Here is a 15,273-nt window from a genome sequence, read left to right as displayed (position 1 = left end):
GGTTTGAATTATTGCTCTTTATCAACTACTAGGATTTTTATTTCTTGTCCATCTTTAACGCTACGTGCACCTTCATCAATGATCTCATCTTCATGTACTAAACCAGAAAGAATTTCAATATAATCACCTTGTGTTTTACCTGTTTCAATAATGACTTGCTTTGCAATTCCTTTGTCTCCATTTTTATTTGTAATGGTATAAACATATTGTTCGCCTTCAGCATTTTCAGAAATGATACTTTGTGGAATTAATATGGCTTTATTGTTATTGTAATCGTTAATTTTTAGTTTAGCAGTAAGATTGGGTTTTATATTTCCATCATAATTAGGGATAGCGACCTCAACTTTAAAAGTTCTGTTAGCTGGATTAATAAAATTGCCTGCTTGACGCACTTTTGAATCAATAGTTTTTCCTAAGATTGGAAATTCAACCATAACTTCTTTTCCTGAAGTCACATCAGAAATATAGCGTTCTGGAACATCAGCTTCAATATACATGTCTTTTAGGTTAACAATTCTAAATAATTGTGATTGACCTGGCGCAACTACACTTCCTTGATCTGTAATAACATCATCAATGCTTCCTGAAAAAGGGGCTCTAACTACCGTTTTTTCAATTTGCTGGTTTAATTGTTTAATGGCTCTTGATTGTGCTTCGTATGATGATTTTGCTTGTAAATATTGAATTTCACTACCAATTTTTTGATTCCAAAGGCGTTCTTGACGGTCAAAAGTTGTTTTGGCTAAATCGGCTTGGATTTGTAATTGTGCTAATTGTTGGCTTAAGCCTCCATCATCAATTTTTGCTAAAACTTGACCTTTGCTTACAAGTTGCCCTTCTTTAACATATACTTGAGTTAGAACACCAGAAAATTCTGGATATATAATTAAATTTTGTTTGGTGCTAACATTTCCTTGTATTTCTAAATAATGAGTAAAAGCAACTTCTTTTGCTGCAAACGTAGTAACTAATGGCACTTTTTCTAGAGGATCTAATTCTTTAATTTTTGCATCCAATTGTTTTAATTCTGAACTAATAAGTTGCTGCTGCTCATCTAATAGATTTTTTTTTGCTCTGATTTTTTCTAAATTATTGGTAGCAATAACTTCTTCTACAGATTGTTTTTTCTCGCTATTGCATGATGTCAATACAAATGCAAGGGCTATAATTGATATAATATATTTCATAATATTGATTGATTGATTGATTTATTGATTGTTGATTGTGTTTAATACAGTTTCTAATTCAGCTTTTTTATTAATTACATCAAGCATAGCTTGTAAATATTCTTGTTGTGCTGTATATAATTGTGTTTGCGCTTGTCTTAAATCAAAACTAGAAGCAATTCCCTCAAAAAATTTGACTTGATTTTTTTGCTCAATACGTTCAGCAAGCTGAAGGTTTTGTTTTTTATTATCATAATCTTCAACCGAGAATTGATAGTCACTTTTTGCTGAAGCAATTTGAAGTTGTAATTTTTGTTCAGTTTCAATTAAATCATCTTCAGATTTTGATAAATTTATTTTTGCTCTTTGCGTGGCAGCACTTCTTCCTAAAGAACTAAAAATAGGGATATTCATGTTTACACCAAATAATGAAGAACCAAACCATTGCTGGCTTTTTTTAGCAAACTCAAATGAATTACCAAAGCCAGAATAGCCACCATTTAGGAAAGCGTTTAAGGTTGGTAAAGCTTTACTTTTTTCTAGTTTAAGTAATAGTTCTTTTGATTTTTTGTCGTTTTCTGCGATGAGATAATCAATGTTGTTTTCAATATTGGATTCTTTCTCAAGCAATTCAAGCGATATATTTTGTAGCGTTAAACTTTCAAGATCATCAGTAAGTTTAGTGTTATTATAAACATCAAGCCCCATAGTTATGTTAAGCATTTGATAGGCTAATGTTTTTAAACGCATAACATTTTTTAGAGAACTTTCAACACTAGAGAAGGTGATTTGCATTTGCTCCACACTTTCTTCTTCTTCTAAACCATTTTCATAAATTTTGGTTAATTCGAATAAGTTCTTTTCTAGAACAGCCTTATTGCGTTCTAGTATTTGAACACTTTGTTCTGCAAGTAATACATTTCCGTAGGCATTTATAACAGCTTTTCTAACTTCTAAATCGGTTTTTGTTTTTGCGTTTTCTGAAATTTCTAAATATACTTTTGCCGATTGTAGACCAACTAAATACGAGCCATCAAATATTTTTTGATTTAATGTAGCAGTTGCAGAAATATTTTGTTTGGTTCCAAAAGTAACTTCAGCAAATTCTCCTGGATTTCCACCAAAAAATTCAGCAGGAATTAAAGATACTTGTTGCTTTAAAAAGTTTTGATAATCTATTGAAGCGCTTATTTGTGGTAATCCGGTTGAAATTGTTTCCCATTTTTGTTTTTTTGCGGCTTCAATATCACATTGTGCATTTTTGACCGTTCTGTTATGCTCTAAAGCATAGTCTATAGCTTGCTGTAAACTAAAACTCTGTGTTTTTTCTTGTGAAAACACTAGAGTCGTGCATAAAAAAAGTAAAATCAATAGTTTTTTATTTGTCATGTTTTATGATTGATTATTGATGAATTTGTGTAATGTTAATAGTCCTTTTTCTGTACAAATGCCCCTTAAATGATATTCTAAATAATATTCCATAAGCGTATTCATTGAGAAATTATTTAATGGAAATAGTTCTTTATCTTTTAATGTAACCATACAGTTAAAATATATTCTTGAGATAAATTCTATATTAATATTTGACCTGTATAAACCTTGCTCAACACCTCTTGTAAGATTGTCTTTTACACACTCTTGCATTACTTCAAACTGTTTCTTTTTAAGTGTGCTAAAAATTTTAGGGTAATATTTTTGTAATTGATATTGAGGTGAAGATTTTTCATCCTTTAAATGCTCCAATACAAATTGTTTGACGTCGTAAATTTCTTCAATAGGATTCTTTTTTAGAGCACATATACCACTAATACCACAAGAAATATTTTCAAAAACATGTAAGCTTACTGCTTCAACAAGCGATGTTTTGTTGTCAAAATGTTGATAAATTGTTTTTTTTGATATTCCTAAATGATTTGAAATATCATCCATAGTAATACTTTTAAACCCATAGTTTAAAAATAATTCCGCCGCGTTACTTAATATCTTTTCTCTCATAATGGTTGCAAATATATAACAGGAAACTTTTAAAACAAAAAAAGTTTCCAAAGTTTTAATGATTTTTTAACTTATTATTTACATTGAGACTTTTAAATGTGATGAATTGCTTTATTTTTGTTTTATGCTAACAATAGAAACATACCAACAAAAATTTGTTGAATATCTTGAAGAATATTCCATTATTAAAGAACCCAAAAGTTTATACGAACCCATTCAATATATACTAAAATTGGGAGGTAAACGCTTGCGTCCTGTTTTAACCTTAATGGCTGCTGAAATTTTTGATTGTGATTATAAAAAAGCCTTAAATGCCGCCTTGAGCATAGAAGTGTTTCATAATTTTTCATTGATTCATGATGATATTATGGATGATGCCCCTTTGCGAAGAGGTTGCCAAACAGTTCACGAAAAATGGGATGTAAATACGGGGATTCTTTCTGGTGACGCCATGCTTATTATGGCCTATCAGTTATTTGAAAGCTATGATAATAAAATCTTTAGAAATTTGGCGGAATTGTTTAGTAAAACCGCTTTAGAAGTTTGTGAAGGACAGCAATATGATGTTGATTTTGAAACTAGAAGTGATGTCACTATTTCAGAATACTTAAAAATGATTGAGTATAAAACTGCTGTTTTAATTGGTGCTGCCATGAAAATGGGCGCTATTGTTGCTGAGGTTTCGGTTTCAGACCAGGAGAGCATTTATGATTTTGGAAAAAATTTAGGAATTGCTTTTCAGTTACAAGACGATTATTTAGATGCTTTTGGAGATCCTAAAACCTTTGGTAAGCAAATAGGCGGTGATATTATTGAAAACAAAAAAACGATTTTATATATCAATGCATTAAATGGCTCCAAGCCAGAAGACCGTTTGCAACTCCAGCATTTATTTAGTGTAACTTCTAGCAATCCAGAAGAGAAAATTCAAATAGCAAAGCAAATTTTTATAGAAAGTGGTTCTACAAAAGCAACAAAAGAAGCCATTTGGGAATATACTCAAAAAGCATTTGCTGTTTTAGAAACCTTAAACGTTTCTGAAGATAAAAAATTGATTTTGAAAAAGTTTGGAGAACAATTAATGAATAGAAATTTATAATGCAATTTCCTGACACATTTGAAGCTTTAGTTGATGAAGCAAATAATCTTAATTTGTATAAAAAACTTATTGAACAACTCAATAAAGATTTTTTATTAGCAAATATTAATGCTGATTTTCATGAAGAAGTACTGCCAACAAGTCTAAAATTAATCCTTCAAGAAACTATTTACAATCTCATTCAAAATAAGTTCACCGAGTATCTTAACTTACTCTATATCATTGATGTGTCTGAACGACAAATAAAACAATTGGATGGAGAAGATACCTTGCTGCTTTCAGAACAAGTTTCCTTTTTAATTCTAAAAAGAGAATGGCAAAAGGTTTGGTATAGAAACGTGTATTAAAACTTATTTTAAAGTTCTGTAATATTCTAAAATGGCTCGAGCATCATCTTGAGTTATATCCTGTTTAATCATAGGAGCATAATTAAACTCTATAAGTAATTCCTTAGCTAAAGGGTCTTTTCTTAACATTTCTTCTGGATTTAAAATCATATTCATAATCCACTCGGGTGTTCTTGTATTTATAATACCTTTAGCTGCAGGGCCAATAAATTTTTTATCAGGTCTGTGGCAGGCAGTACACTTTGCTTTAAAGATAGCTTCACCATTTTTGGCTAAGGCATAATCAATTTCAGTTGGTAATTCAAGTGATGAAACAGGGCCAATTCCTTTATTTGTCAAATCTATTTTTTCTGAAGCTAATACCTTTGTGTTGGTTACCTTTTTAGTGGTATTGGTATTAATGTTTTCATAAGTGAAACCATCTTTTTCTTTTTCTTTTGCGTCTACACAAGAAAGTAAGATTAATACAAAAGTGAAAATTATAATTGTGTGAATTTTTAACATTCTATCTCAATTTTTTAAGAGGCAAAACTAATAAAAAAAAAATACTACTGAAAAACAGGCCAGTTTACAGGCTTAATTTGGGTTTTTGCTGTGTCTATTTATATGTAAAAATGTTTGTTATAAATATTATAAAACAATATCTAGTTTTGTTAAAAGTTGTATTTTTGGAAAAATTTCTTTAAATAAAAGATTGTTTGAAAAACTATAATGGATAAATATTCCTTTCTTAATGCAGCTCACACATCTTATTTTGCCGAGCTATATGATCAATATTTACAAAACCCAGATTCTGTTGAGCCAAGTTGGCGAGCGTTTTTTCAGGGTTATGATTTTGGGTCTGAAAATTATGGGCTTAATGGTGAAATAATTGAAGGTGTTTCAACTCAAATTCCTGAATACGTACAAAAGGAATTTCAAGTTATAAGGCTTATTGACGGATATAGAACCAGAGGACATTTGTTTACCAGAACAAACCCGGTTAGAACCAGAAGAACTTATGAGCCAACATTAGATATTGAAAATTTTGGTCTTTCTGAAAATGATTTAGATACCGTTTTTAACGCTGGTGAGGTTCTTGGAATTGGGGCGCAAACGTTACGTGAAATTTTAGTTCACTTAAATAGGATTTATTGTAGTTCAATTGGCGTTGAATACATGTATCTTAGAAATCCAGAAGTCATTCAATGGTGGCAAAGTAAGCTAAACGTTAACGATAATCACCCAAGTTATTCAGAAAGTGCCAAAAAATACATTCTTTCCAAATTAAACCAGGCAGTTACTTTTGAAAACTTTTTGCAAACCAAATATGTTGGGCAAAAGCGTTTTTCGCTTGAAGGAGGAGAAAGCTTAATACCTGCAATAAGTGTTGCTCTAATTAATGCAGCAGAATTATACGATGTAAAAGAATGTGTGTTAGGAATGGCCCATCGTGGACGTTTAAATACACTTGTAAATATTTTCAGAAAACCAATTAAAGAACTTTTTAGTGAGTTTGATGGTAAAGATTTTGAAGATGAAGATATTGATGGTGATGTAAAGTATCATTTAGGGTTAACCCTTGAAAAAACTTATCAAAACGGAAAAACCATTAGAATGAATCTGGTGCCTAACCCTTCACATCTTGAAACAGTAGCTTCTGTAGCTGAAGGTATTACACGTGCCAAAATTGATAATGATTATAATGGTGACGATTCAAAAATATTACCAATTGTTGTACATGGCGATGCCGCTGTTGCAGGACAAGGTATTGTTTATGAAGTTGCACAAATGAGCCAGTTAAAAGGCTATAAAACAGGTGGAACAATCCATATAGTGGTTAATAACCAAATCGGGTTCACAACTAATTATTTAGATGCGCGTTCAAGTACCTATTGTACAGATGTTGCAAAGGTGACACTATCACCAGTTTTACACGTAAATGCAGATGATGCCGAAGCTGTTGTTCATGCAGTTGAATTGGCCTTAGATTATAGAATGCGTTATAAACGTGATGTTTATATAGACTTGCTTGGTTATAGAAAATATGGTCATAACGAAGGCGATGAACCTCGTTTTACTCAACCAAAATTATATAAGGAAATAGCAAAGCATTCAAACCCATTTGAAATATATTCTGATAAATTAATTTCAGAAAATACGGTTGATAAAGCTTATACTAATTCAATTGTTGAAGAGTTTAAAGACATGTTGGAAAGAGAATATGCAAAATCAAAAGAGGAGCATAATTCTATAGTAAGAGAGTTTATGGAAGAGCGTTGGACTGGTTTCCAGCGAAAAGGTCTTGAAGAAATGCTTGAAACAGTTGATACAAGCTATCCAAAAGACAAACTAGAAAAAATTGCTAAGGTAGTTTCTACAGTTCCAGAAGGTGTTAAGTTTTTAAGGAAAGCAGAAAAAATACTGGATGGTAGAGCTTCAATGGTTTTTGAAAGTGATTCATTAGATTGGGGAATGGCAGAAACATTAGCCTATGGTAGTTTGTTAGAAGAAGGTTTTAATGTTCGTATGTCTGGTCAAGATGTTGAGCGCGGAACCTTTAGTCATCGCCATGCCATATTAAGAGATGAAATATCTGAAGAACGGATCAATTTATTAAACACCAATCCAGCTAGTATAGGCGAAATGTATATTTATAATTCCTTACTGTCTGAATATGCGGTTTTAGGTTTTGATTATGGATATGCCATGGCAAACCCAAATACCTTAACGCTTTGGGAAGCACAATTTGGTGATTTTAGTAATGGTGCTCAGATTATTTTTGATCAATATCTGTCTGCAGCAGAAGACAAGTGGAAATCTCAAAATGGAATCGTTGTTTTATTACCTCATGGTTATGAAGGTCAAGGTTCAGAACATTCATCTGCCAGAATTGAACGTTATTTACAATTATGTGGAGATGATAATATGACGGTTGCAGATTGCACAACTCCAGCAAATATTTTCCATTTATTACGCAGACAAATGAAGCGTGATTTCAGAAAACCATTAATTGTATTTACACCAAAAAGTTTATTGCGTCACCCAAAAGCGGTTTCTTCTTTAAATGAATTGGTAAATGAACAATTCAAAGAGGTAATTGATGATACAATAAATCCGGAGCATGTAAAACGATTGGTTTTCTGTACAGGAAAATTCTATTATGATTTATTAGCTGAACGTGAAAAACTGAATAGAGAAGATGTAGCATTAGTTAGAATAGAACAGTTATTTCCTTTACATTTAGATAAAATACAACAAGTTATAAATCGTTATCCAAATGTTAAAGAATATGCTTGGGCTCAAGAAGAGCCTAAAAATATGGGAGCATGGACTTTTATGGCTCAACGTATGGATTTAGTAAAATTAAATGTGATATCAAGACCTTATAATTCAGTACCAGCTCCAGGGTCTAGCACAAGAGATAAACGAAGACAACAACGAGTTATTGATGCTGTTTTTGAAACGCTATAAAAAGATTGAACTAAGAAAAAATAAAATTTAAAGAATGATTTTAGAAATGAAAGTCCCTTCTCCAGGGGAATCAATAAAAGAAGTAGAAATTGCTACTTGGTTAGTACAAGATGGTGATTATGTGGAAAAAGACCAAGCCATAGCTGAGGTAGATAGCGATAAAGCTACTCTAGAACTTCCTGCAGAAGCAAGTGGAATCATTACATTAAAAGCTGAAGAAGGAGATGCTGTAGCTGTTGGTGCTATTGTTTGCTTAATTGATACAAGTGCAGAAAAACCAGAAGGTACTACTCCAAAGGAAGAAAAGAAAGAAGAAGCTCCAAAAGTTGAAGCTTCTAAGTCAGTTCAACCAAAAGCAGAGGAGAAAACATATGCAACAGGAAGTGCAAGTCCAGCTGCCAAAAAGATTTTAGCAGAGAAAGGAATATCTGCTTCAGAAGTAAACGGAACTGGAAAAGACGGTAGAGTTACTAAAGAAGATGCTGTAAATGCAACACCTTCCATGGGAACCCCAACTGGAGGAAACAGAGGAACAACCAGAACTAAATTATCAATGCTTCGTCGTAAAGTAGCAGAGCGTTTGGTGGAAGCAAAAAATACTACAGCCATGTTAACAACCTTTAATGAGGTTGATATGTCTCCAATTTTTGCTTTACGAAATGAATATAAAGATGCATTTAAAGACAAGCACAATGTTGGTTTAGGATTTATGAGTTTCTTTTCATTAGCAGTTGTAAGAGCATTAAAAATGTATCCTGCAGTTAACTCAATGATTGATGATAAGGAAATGATTACTTACGATTTTTGCGATATAAGCATTGCGGTTTCTGGACCAAAAGGATTAATGGTTCCTGTAATGAGAAACGTAGAAAACATGACTTTTAGAGGAGTTGAGTCTGAAGTGAAAAGGTTGGCTTTAAGAGCACGTGACGGTCAAATTACTGTTGATGAAATGACAGGAGGAACCTTCACCATTTCTAATGGAGGTGTTTTTGGAAGTATGTTATCAACCCCAATTATAAATCCACCACAAAGTGGCATTTTAGGAATGCATAATATTGTGGAACGACCAGTTGCAATACAAGGTAAAGTAGAAATTCGTCCAATTATGTACGTGGCCTTATCTTATGATCATAGAATTATTGATGGTAAAGAAAGCGTTGGGTTTTTAGTAGCTGTAAAAGAAGCATTAGAAAACCCTATTGAATTGTTAATGAACAATGATGTAAAAAAAGCTTTAGAGTTATAATAAAATTTTCTTGTAATAAAAAAAGGAGAGCTTCTACAAAAACTCTCCTTTTTTTTAACATATAACATTAACTAAAAAAAATTAACAATAACATTAATTGCTATAACAAGAATAACTAATATAACTAAGCTTATTGTGAAGTATTTATCTAAACTGTTACTAGCATTATTCATAATTTAAAAATTTACTTAAGGCTTTTCAAATTCTTTAATTGAAAACTCTGTGTCATTACAACACAGAGTCTTCGTAAATTCTCCCTAAGAATTAATTAATAGCAGTGTAAAGGTATGTCATACATACGTAATAAAAAATACGCACTTGTGCGTATTTTTCAAAAATATTTTTTGTGAAGATTAGCCCATATTAAAAGAGAAGTTGGCTTATTATCTAAATCAAGTTTGGCTATAATATGACTTCTGTGTTTATGAATGGTTTTAATTGAAACTGATAATTCGCTGGCTATTTCCTGGCTTGTATTATTTTCAGCTACTAAAGAAAGAATTTTTCTTTCTGTCTTAGTAAGAGATTCAATTATGTCTAAATTAGGTTTTGTTATTTCTAAAATATCTTTCAAATCTTCACTAAAATAAGGGTTTCCTTTTAAAACATTTTTAATGCAAATTTCAATTTCTTCAATGGCAAATTCTTTTAAAATGTAGCCATAGACATTAAATTCTTTTGCTTTTTGAAATAATTCTTCTTCTTTGTCAAAGGTTATTAAGATTATTTTGGTATCGATATTGTTTTTTTTGCAATCTTCAGCTATTTCCAAACCGGTTTTATGAGGCATTCTAATGTCTAAAATAGCAATTTCTGGTTTTAATTTTACAATTAAATTATAAGCACTATTTCCGTCTTCAGCAATGCCAACGATATTAAAACCTTTTGAAACTAAAAAATCTTTCAACCCTCTTAACATTAAAGGGTGATCGTCTGCAATTACAATATTTATGGCCATTAAGCTATCTGAGGGATTACTATTAATTCTCTGTTAAATTTAATGATAATTAATTTTTTTTTCACTCTTTTAAGTACAAATATTTTTTTTTATAATCTATTACTGCTTTAGCTTTTTTTAAAATATCTGCGCCAATTATACCATCAACAGGTTTTGATTTATGATTGATTAATGCAGAGTTTACATGCGTTAGATTAAATAAAATGAGAGCTACATTTTTTTCTTTCCAAGAACCAATCTTTAAATTGTTCTTTTTTGAAACTTGTGTTTCCATGTCTGTAGCACCAGCTCCAGCAGCTTTAACTAATGAATCTTCTGCTACTAATTTAAAAGTATTAATAGCTTCAAAGCCGACACATGAACTTGAAGCGCCAGTGTCTAAAATAAACAAACCTTTCACACCATTTATGGTAGCCAATATTTCAAAATGATTGGTTTTGGTAAGTTTAAGTTTTACTTTGGTATAACCTTTTTCAAGAAGGAATTGGTTAAGTGACTGCATCTAAATTAATTTTAAAACAAATATACTCATGTAAAACAATTATTTTTGTGTCAATGAAACCGTTTATAACTTTTTAACATAACCTTAGTGATTATTACAGATACCCATACTCATTTATATAGTGAGGCTTTTGAAGATGATAGAAAAGACATGATTGAACGAGCAATTCAATTAAATGTATCCCGCTTTTTTATACCGGCCATAGATTCAACATATACTGAATCTATGTTACAGTTGGAGAATGATTATCCCGATAATGTGTTTTTAATGATGGGGTTGCATCCCACTCATGTTAAAGATAATTATAAAGAAGAGTTGAATCATGTTGAAGAAATGCTAGCAAAGAGAAAATTTTATGCTGTTGGCGAGATTGGGATAGATTTGTATTGGGATAAAACCACGTTGTTAATTCAGCAAGACGCATTTAAACATCAAATAAAATTAGCAAAACAATACAAGCTGCCTATTGTTATTCACTGCAGAGACGCTTTTGATGAAATTTTTGAAATTCTAGAACAAGAAAAAGGGAATGATTTATTTGGGATTTTTCATTGCTTTTCTGGCAATATAAAACAGGCGCATCAAGCTATGTCATATAATATGAAATTAGGTATTGGTGGAGTTGCTACCTTTAAAAATGGAAAAATTGATCAGTTTTTAAACCAGATAGATTTAAAGCATATAGTTTTAGAAACAGATTCACCGTATTTGGCACCTGCACCTTATAGAGGAAAGCGAAATGAAAGCGCATATATTACTAAAGTATTAGAAAAATTAGCTGAAATTTATAATGTTACTCAAGAACATATAGCATCAGTAACAACACAAAATTCAAAAGATATCTTCAATACATAAATATGAATAAATCAAGACCAAACATACTCCTTATATATACCGGCGGCACCATAGGTATGGTAAAAGATCCAAAAACTGGGGTATTACGAGCATTTGATTTTAAAAATCTTTTAAAGAGAATACCAGAAATACAACTGTTAGATTGTAAAATTGATACAATTTCGTTTAAAACCCCAATTGATTCAAGTAATATGAATCCTAAGTATTGGGTTCAAATAGCAGAAATTATTGAATCAAACTATGAAAAGTTTGATGGCTTTGTTGTATTGCACGGAAGTGATACTATGAGTTACACGGCATCTGCGTTAAGCTTTATGTTAGAGAATTTAGCTAAACCTGTAGTTTTCACTGGTTCTCAGTTGCCAATAGGTGATTTACGTACCGATGCTAAGGAAAATTTAATAACCTCCATTCAAGTTGCTTCATTGCAACATCAAAAAAAGCCAGTTATTAAAGAAGTTAGTCTGTATTTTGAATATAAATTATACAGAGCCAATAGAACAACTAAGATTAATGCAGAACACTTTGAAGCTTTTGCCTCTTTAAATTACCCAGATTTAGCCGAATCTGGTGTGCATTTAAAGGTTAATCATGATTATTTATTTAAGCCAAATTTAAAGAAGAAGTTCATAGTTCATAAGCATTTAGACACAAATATTGCCCTTGTGAAATTATTCCCAGGGATTTCTGAAATTTTATTAAAGAGTATATTTAATACACCAAATTTAAAAGGTATTATTTTAGAAACTTATGGGGCTGGAAACTGTACTACAGAAAAATGGTTTATAGATTTACTTGAAGAAACGATTAAAAAAGGTATACATATTATCAATATTACTCAATGTTCTGGCGGAAGTGTTATTATGGGACACTATGAAACGAGTGAAAACTTAGTAAAAATAGGAGTTATTTCAGGAAAAGACATTACAACTGAGGCTGCTACAAGTAAATTAATGTACTTATTGGGGCATAATATTTCATCTAAATTGTTCAAAACCATGTATGAAGCATCTTTACGAGGAGAAATGACTTAAAATTAACGGTTAAAGTTTTATCATTTAACATTTTTTTTGTTATTTGAGCCCTCGTAATTAAAGCTATTTGAAATACAGAGAGGTGGCCGAGTGGTCGAAGGCGCACGCCTGGAAAGTGTGTATACGCCAAAAGCGTATCGAGGGTTCGAATCCCTTCCTCTCTGCTGGTTTTTTTATTTTTAATTGCTATTTTTTTTTATATCTTTAACACTTTAACTAATAAAATTAAGATCTAGAACATGAAAAGATTATTTTCTATCCTAGCCATCGCTGGAATGATGGCTTTTGGTACTGTTAATGCAACTACAAATGCAAACACAACCACTGCAACTACAGTTGCAAGTATGACTCAAGATGAACCGGCACCTGCAGAAGAACTTGGGTTTCATCAAGAATTGAAAAAACGTTTTATTGAAGGAGGTCCAGGCTTCATGGGAATTGTATTGTTATGTTTAATACTTGGATTAGCAATTGCTATTGAAAGAATTATCTTTTTAAACCTTTCAACAACAAATACAAAAAAATTAACTGCTGATGTTGAAGAAGCTTTAGCTTCTGGTGGAGTTACTGCTGCAAAAGAAGTTTGCAGAAACACAAAAGGACCTGTTGCATCTATCTACTATCAAGGATTAGACAGAACCGATGAAGGCTTAGAGGCTGTTGAAAAAGCTGTTGTTGCTTACGGTGGTGTTCAAATGGGACAATTAGAGAAAAACGTATCTTGGATTTCATTATTTATTGCTTTAGCACCGATGTTAGGGTTCATGGGAACTGTAATTGGTATGATTCAAGCATTCGATAAAATTGAAGCAGCTGGAGATATGCAACCATCACTTGTTGCCGGAGGTATTAAAGTAGCACTTTTAACAACTGTATTTGGTTTAGTAGTAGCTATTATACTTCAAATTTTCTATAATTACATTATTGCTAAAATTGATAGTATCGTTAATGATATGGAAGATGCTTCTATTACATTAATGGATTTACTAATCAGACAAAAAAAGTAATAATCTAAAAAATAATAATAATGAAAAAATTATCAACTATATTAGTTGGAATTGTAGGCATTCTTTCAATCATTTTTCTTGTTGTAATAATAGGAGCAGGTGATGATGCCATCAAAGCAGGCGAATCTAGCGGAGCAGTTAATACCTTTATGTATCTTGCTTATGCTATTTTAATTGTTACTATTGCTTTGGTGCTTGTATTTACTTTGAAAGGTTTGTTTACTAATTCAGCTTCATTAAAAAGTGCCTTGATAGGAGCTGGTGCTTTTCTGGCAGTTCTTGTAATATCGTATGCTGTTTCTGGCGGAGACACTAGAGAATATTTATATGGAGGTGTACCTGCAACTGATGGTGAATCACACATGGTAGGAGCAGGAATTGTAGCTTTCTATATTTTAATGGCTGGTACTGTTGTTGCAATGTTATTAGCTGGAGTAAAAAAACTTTTTAATAAATAATAATTATGGCAAAAAGAGCAGCACCAGAAGTTAATGCAGGCTCCATGGCCGACATTGCGTTTTTACTATTGATATTTTTCTTAGTAACTACTACCATTGAAACAGATACCGGGATTAGTCGAAAACTTCCTCCAATTGAGGATAGTGATATAACGCCACCTGTTATTAAGCAAAAAAATATTTTTACAGTTTTGCTTAATGGAAAAGATCAGTTGCTTGTTGAAGATGAGTTAATGGAGTTAAAAGATTTAAGAAAAGCAGCCGTGGAATTTTTAGATAACGGAGGAGACGGAACTTGTGATTATTGTCACGGTAAGAAAAATCCAAGTTCATCTGATAATCCAGATAAAGCTATTATTTCACTTAAGAACGAAAGAGAAACATCTTATAAAATGTATATTTCCGTTCAAAATGAGTTAGTAGCAGCTTATAATGAGTTAAGAAATAAGCGCGCGCAGTCATTATATGGTAAGTCTTTTATTGATATGCAAGCAGATTACGATAATGTAAACTGGGTAGGAAATAAAACAAAGTTAAAGGAACAACTTGAAAAAATAAAAGTTGAGTATCCTCAAAAACTTTCAGAGGTACAATAAATTGAAATTTAACACATTTATATATGGGTAAATTTAAAAAGAAAACAGGAGGCGAACTGCCAGCAATTTCAACAGCGTCATTGCCAGATATTGTATTTATGTTATTATTCTTTTTCATGGTTGCAACGGTTATGAGAGAGAATACATTAAAAATTAAAAACAACTTACCATTTGCTGATCAGGTTGAAAAGCTTGATAAGAAGGATTTAGTAATGTATATTTATGCTGGCAAACCAAGTGAGGCTTATAAGCAATATGGTACAGAGGCTAGAATACAGCTTAATGATAAGTTTGCTGGTGTTGAAGATATCGCTGCTTTTATAGCTGCAGAACGCGCTTCAAAAAGAGAAGAATTGGTTCCGTTTTTAACAACAGCCTTAAAGGTTGATTCTGATGCTAACATGGGACTAATTGGTGATATTAAACAAGAATTGCGAAAAGTAAATGCTTTAAAAATTAATTACACTACTAGAAAAGGTAATGTTTTTGATAAGCATTAATTTTAAATCTTAATTTATATTAGAAAAAAGGCGTTTTGATATTTCAAAACGCCT

The 15,273-nt window shown here is 31.6% G+C and carries 16 protein-coding genes and 1 tRNA gene; 11 read left to right on the top strand and 6 right to left on the bottom strand.

Annotation, left to right across the window (positions count from 1 at the left end; translation table 11 throughout):
- Positions 1-8: 8 nt before the first annotated feature.
- The 3 genes from V8G69_RS06700 to V8G69_RS06690 are packed head-to-tail and all read right to left on the bottom strand — an operon-like array spanning position 9 to position 3,161.
- Positions 9-1,187: an efflux RND transporter periplasmic adaptor subunit gene (locus V8G69_RS06700; RefSeq protein WP_394881056.1), complete on the bottom strand. Its 1,179-nt coding sequence runs from the start codon at positions 1,185-1,187 to the stop codon at positions 9-11.
- A gap of 21 nt (positions 1,188-1,208) precedes the next feature.
- A complete protein-coding gene (locus V8G69_RS06695; protein WP_394881055.1) occupies positions 1,209-2,555 on the bottom strand; it encodes a TolC family protein in 1,347 nt (448 codons plus the stop codon).
- Between the two features lie 3 nt (positions 2,556-2,558).
- Complete coding sequence (locus V8G69_RS06690; RefSeq protein ID WP_394881196.1) at positions 2,559-3,161, bottom strand: TetR/AcrR family transcriptional regulator; 603 nt, start codon at positions 3,159-3,161, stop codon at positions 2,559-2,561.
- 124 nt (positions 3,162-3,285) lie between these two features.
- Here V8G69_RS06690 and V8G69_RS06685 point away from each other — a divergent pair, with 124 nt between their 5' ends.
- A complete protein-coding gene (locus tag V8G69_RS06685; RefSeq protein ID WP_394881054.1) occupies positions 3,286-4,260 on the top strand; it encodes a polyprenyl synthetase family protein in 975 nt (324 codons plus the stop codon).
- Positions 4,260-4,607 carry a hypothetical protein gene (locus V8G69_RS06680; RefSeq protein ID WP_394881053.1) on the top strand — a complete coding sequence of 116 codons (348 nt, stop codon included), beginning with the start codon at positions 4,260-4,262 and terminating at the stop codon, positions 4,605-4,607. Before V8G69_RS06685 ends, V8G69_RS06680 begins: the two co-directional genes overlap by 1 nt.
- 3 nt (positions 4,608-4,610) lie before the next feature.
- On the opposite strand, the gene V8G69_RS06675 is transcribed toward V8G69_RS06680, so the two are convergent.
- A complete protein-coding gene (locus tag V8G69_RS06675; protein WP_394881052.1) occupies positions 4,611-5,111 on the bottom strand; it encodes a c-type cytochrome in 501 nt (166 codons plus the stop codon).
- A gap of 207 nt (positions 5,112-5,318) precedes the next feature.
- On the opposite strand from V8G69_RS06675, the gene V8G69_RS06670 reads away from it, so the two are divergent.
- Both V8G69_RS06670 and odhB read left to right on the top strand, forming a co-directional pair.
- Positions 5,319-8,060, top strand: a complete 2,742-nt coding sequence (locus tag V8G69_RS06670) for a 2-oxoglutarate dehydrogenase E1 component (protein WP_394881051.1) — start codon at positions 5,319-5,321, stop codon at positions 8,058-8,060.
- A 34-nt stretch (positions 8,061-8,094) separates the two neighbouring features.
- On the top strand, positions 8,095-9,309 hold the full coding sequence (gene odhB, locus V8G69_RS06665) for a 2-oxoglutarate dehydrogenase complex dihydrolipoyllysine-residue succinyltransferase (RefSeq protein WP_394881050.1): 1,215 nt from the start codon (positions 8,095-8,097) through the stop codon (positions 9,307-9,309).
- 331 nt (positions 9,310-9,640) lie between these two features.
- On the opposite strand, the gene V8G69_RS06660 is transcribed toward odhB, so the two are convergent.
- The gene (locus V8G69_RS06660; RefSeq protein WP_394881049.1) at positions 9,641-10,267 is read right to left on the bottom strand and encodes a response regulator; all 627 of its coding nucleotides are present in this window, start codon (positions 10,265-10,267) and stop codon (positions 9,641-9,643) included.
- Between the two features lie 61 nt (positions 10,268-10,328).
- Positions 10,329-10,769, bottom strand: coding sequence for a TIGR02281 family clan AA aspartic protease (locus tag V8G69_RS06655; protein WP_394881048.1), 441 nt, complete (start codon positions 10,767-10,769; stop codon positions 10,329-10,331).
- Between the two features lie 87 nt (positions 10,770-10,856).
- Between V8G69_RS06655 and V8G69_RS06650 the strand changes: the two genes are divergently transcribed.
- From V8G69_RS06650 to V8G69_RS06620, 7 genes are all read left to right on the top strand, one after another.
- Entirely contained in the window at positions 10,857-11,624 is a 768-nt protein-coding gene (locus tag V8G69_RS06650) for a TatD family hydrolase (protein ID WP_394881047.1), read from the top strand.
- 2 nt (positions 11,625-11,626) lie between these two features.
- A complete protein-coding gene (locus V8G69_RS06645) occupies positions 11,627-12,658 on the top strand; it encodes an asparaginase (RefSeq protein ID WP_394881046.1) in 1,032 nt (343 codons plus the stop codon).
- Positions 12,659-12,734: 76 nt separating this feature from the next.
- Positions 12,735-12,822 (top strand) — tRNA-Ser (locus tag V8G69_RS06640).
- A gap of 75 nt (positions 12,823-12,897) precedes the next feature.
- A complete protein-coding gene (locus tag V8G69_RS06635) occupies positions 12,898-13,665 on the top strand; it encodes a MotA/TolQ/ExbB proton channel family protein (protein ID WP_394881045.1) in 768 nt (255 codons plus the stop codon).
- Positions 13,666-13,685: 20 nt separating this feature from the next.
- Positions 13,686-14,123, top strand: a complete 438-nt coding sequence (locus V8G69_RS06630; RefSeq protein WP_394881044.1) for a hypothetical protein — start codon at positions 13,686-13,688, stop codon at positions 14,121-14,123.
- A 5-nt stretch (positions 14,124-14,128) separates the two neighbouring features.
- On the top strand, positions 14,129-14,719 hold the full coding sequence (locus tag V8G69_RS06625) for an ExbD/TolR family protein (protein ID WP_394881043.1): 591 nt from the start codon (positions 14,129-14,131) through the stop codon (positions 14,717-14,719).
- 23 nt (positions 14,720-14,742) lie between these two features.
- A complete protein-coding gene (locus tag V8G69_RS06620; protein ID WP_394881042.1) occupies positions 14,743-15,219 on the top strand; it encodes an ExbD/TolR family protein in 477 nt (158 codons plus the stop codon).
- Positions 15,220-15,273 lie beyond the last annotated feature (54 nt).

It is taken from the genome of Gaetbulibacter sp. M235 (assembly GCF_043876835.1).
GTDB lineage: Bacteria > Bacteroidota > Bacteroidia > Flavobacteriales > Flavobacteriaceae > Yeosuana.
Note: the sequence above shows the minus strand (reverse complement) of the source record. Positions and strands in the feature narration are given on the sequence as shown.

What these genes read in the sequence shown, in the direction of transcription:
- V8G69_RS06700 (WP_394881056.1), bottom strand. Translation starts at nt 1,187, where the DNA reads ATGAAATATATTATATCAATTATAGCCCTTGCATTTGTATTGACATCA.
- V8G69_RS06695 (WP_394881055.1), bottom strand. Translation starts at nt 2,555, where the DNA reads ATGACAAATAAAAAACTATTGATTTTACTTTTTTTATGCACGACTCTA.
- V8G69_RS06690 (WP_394881196.1), bottom strand. Translation starts at nt 3,161, where the DNA reads ATGAGAGAAAAGATATTAAGTAACGCGGCGGAATTATTTTTAAACTAT.
- V8G69_RS06685 (WP_394881054.1), top strand. Translation starts at nt 3,286, where the DNA reads ATGCTAACAATAGAAACATACCAACAAAAATTTGTTGAATATCTTGAA.
- V8G69_RS06680 (WP_394881053.1), top strand. Translation starts at nt 4,260, where the DNA reads ATGCAATTTCCTGACACATTTGAAGCTTTAGTTGATGAAGCAAATAAT.
- V8G69_RS06675 (WP_394881052.1), bottom strand. Translation starts at nt 5,111, where the DNA reads ATGTTAAAAATTCACACAATTATAATTTTCACTTTTGTATTAATCTTA.
- V8G69_RS06670 (WP_394881051.1), top strand. Translation starts at nt 5,319, where the DNA reads ATGGATAAATATTCCTTTCTTAATGCAGCTCACACATCTTATTTTGCC.
- odhB (WP_394881050.1), top strand. Translation starts at nt 8,095, where the DNA reads ATGATTTTAGAAATGAAAGTCCCTTCTCCAGGGGAATCAATAAAAGAA.
- V8G69_RS06660 (WP_394881049.1), bottom strand. Translation starts at nt 10,267, where the DNA reads ATGGCCATAAATATTGTAATTGCAGACGATCACCCTTTAATGTTAAGA.
- V8G69_RS06655 (WP_394881048.1), bottom strand. Translation starts at nt 10,769, where the DNA reads ATGCAGTCACTTAACCAATTCCTTCTTGAAAAAGGTTATACCAAAGTA.
- V8G69_RS06645 (WP_394881046.1), top strand. Translation starts at nt 11,627, where the DNA reads ATGAATAAATCAAGACCAAACATACTCCTTATATATACCGGCGGCACC.
- V8G69_RS06635 (WP_394881045.1), top strand. Translation starts at nt 12,898, where the DNA reads ATGAAAAGATTATTTTCTATCCTAGCCATCGCTGGAATGATGGCTTTT.
- V8G69_RS06630 (WP_394881044.1), top strand. Translation starts at nt 13,686, where the DNA reads ATGAAAAAATTATCAACTATATTAGTTGGAATTGTAGGCATTCTTTCA.
- V8G69_RS06625 (WP_394881043.1), top strand. Translation starts at nt 14,129, where the DNA reads ATGGCAAAAAGAGCAGCACCAGAAGTTAATGCAGGCTCCATGGCCGAC.
- V8G69_RS06620 (WP_394881042.1), top strand. Translation starts at nt 14,743, where the DNA reads ATGGGTAAATTTAAAAAGAAAACAGGAGGCGAACTGCCAGCAATTTCA.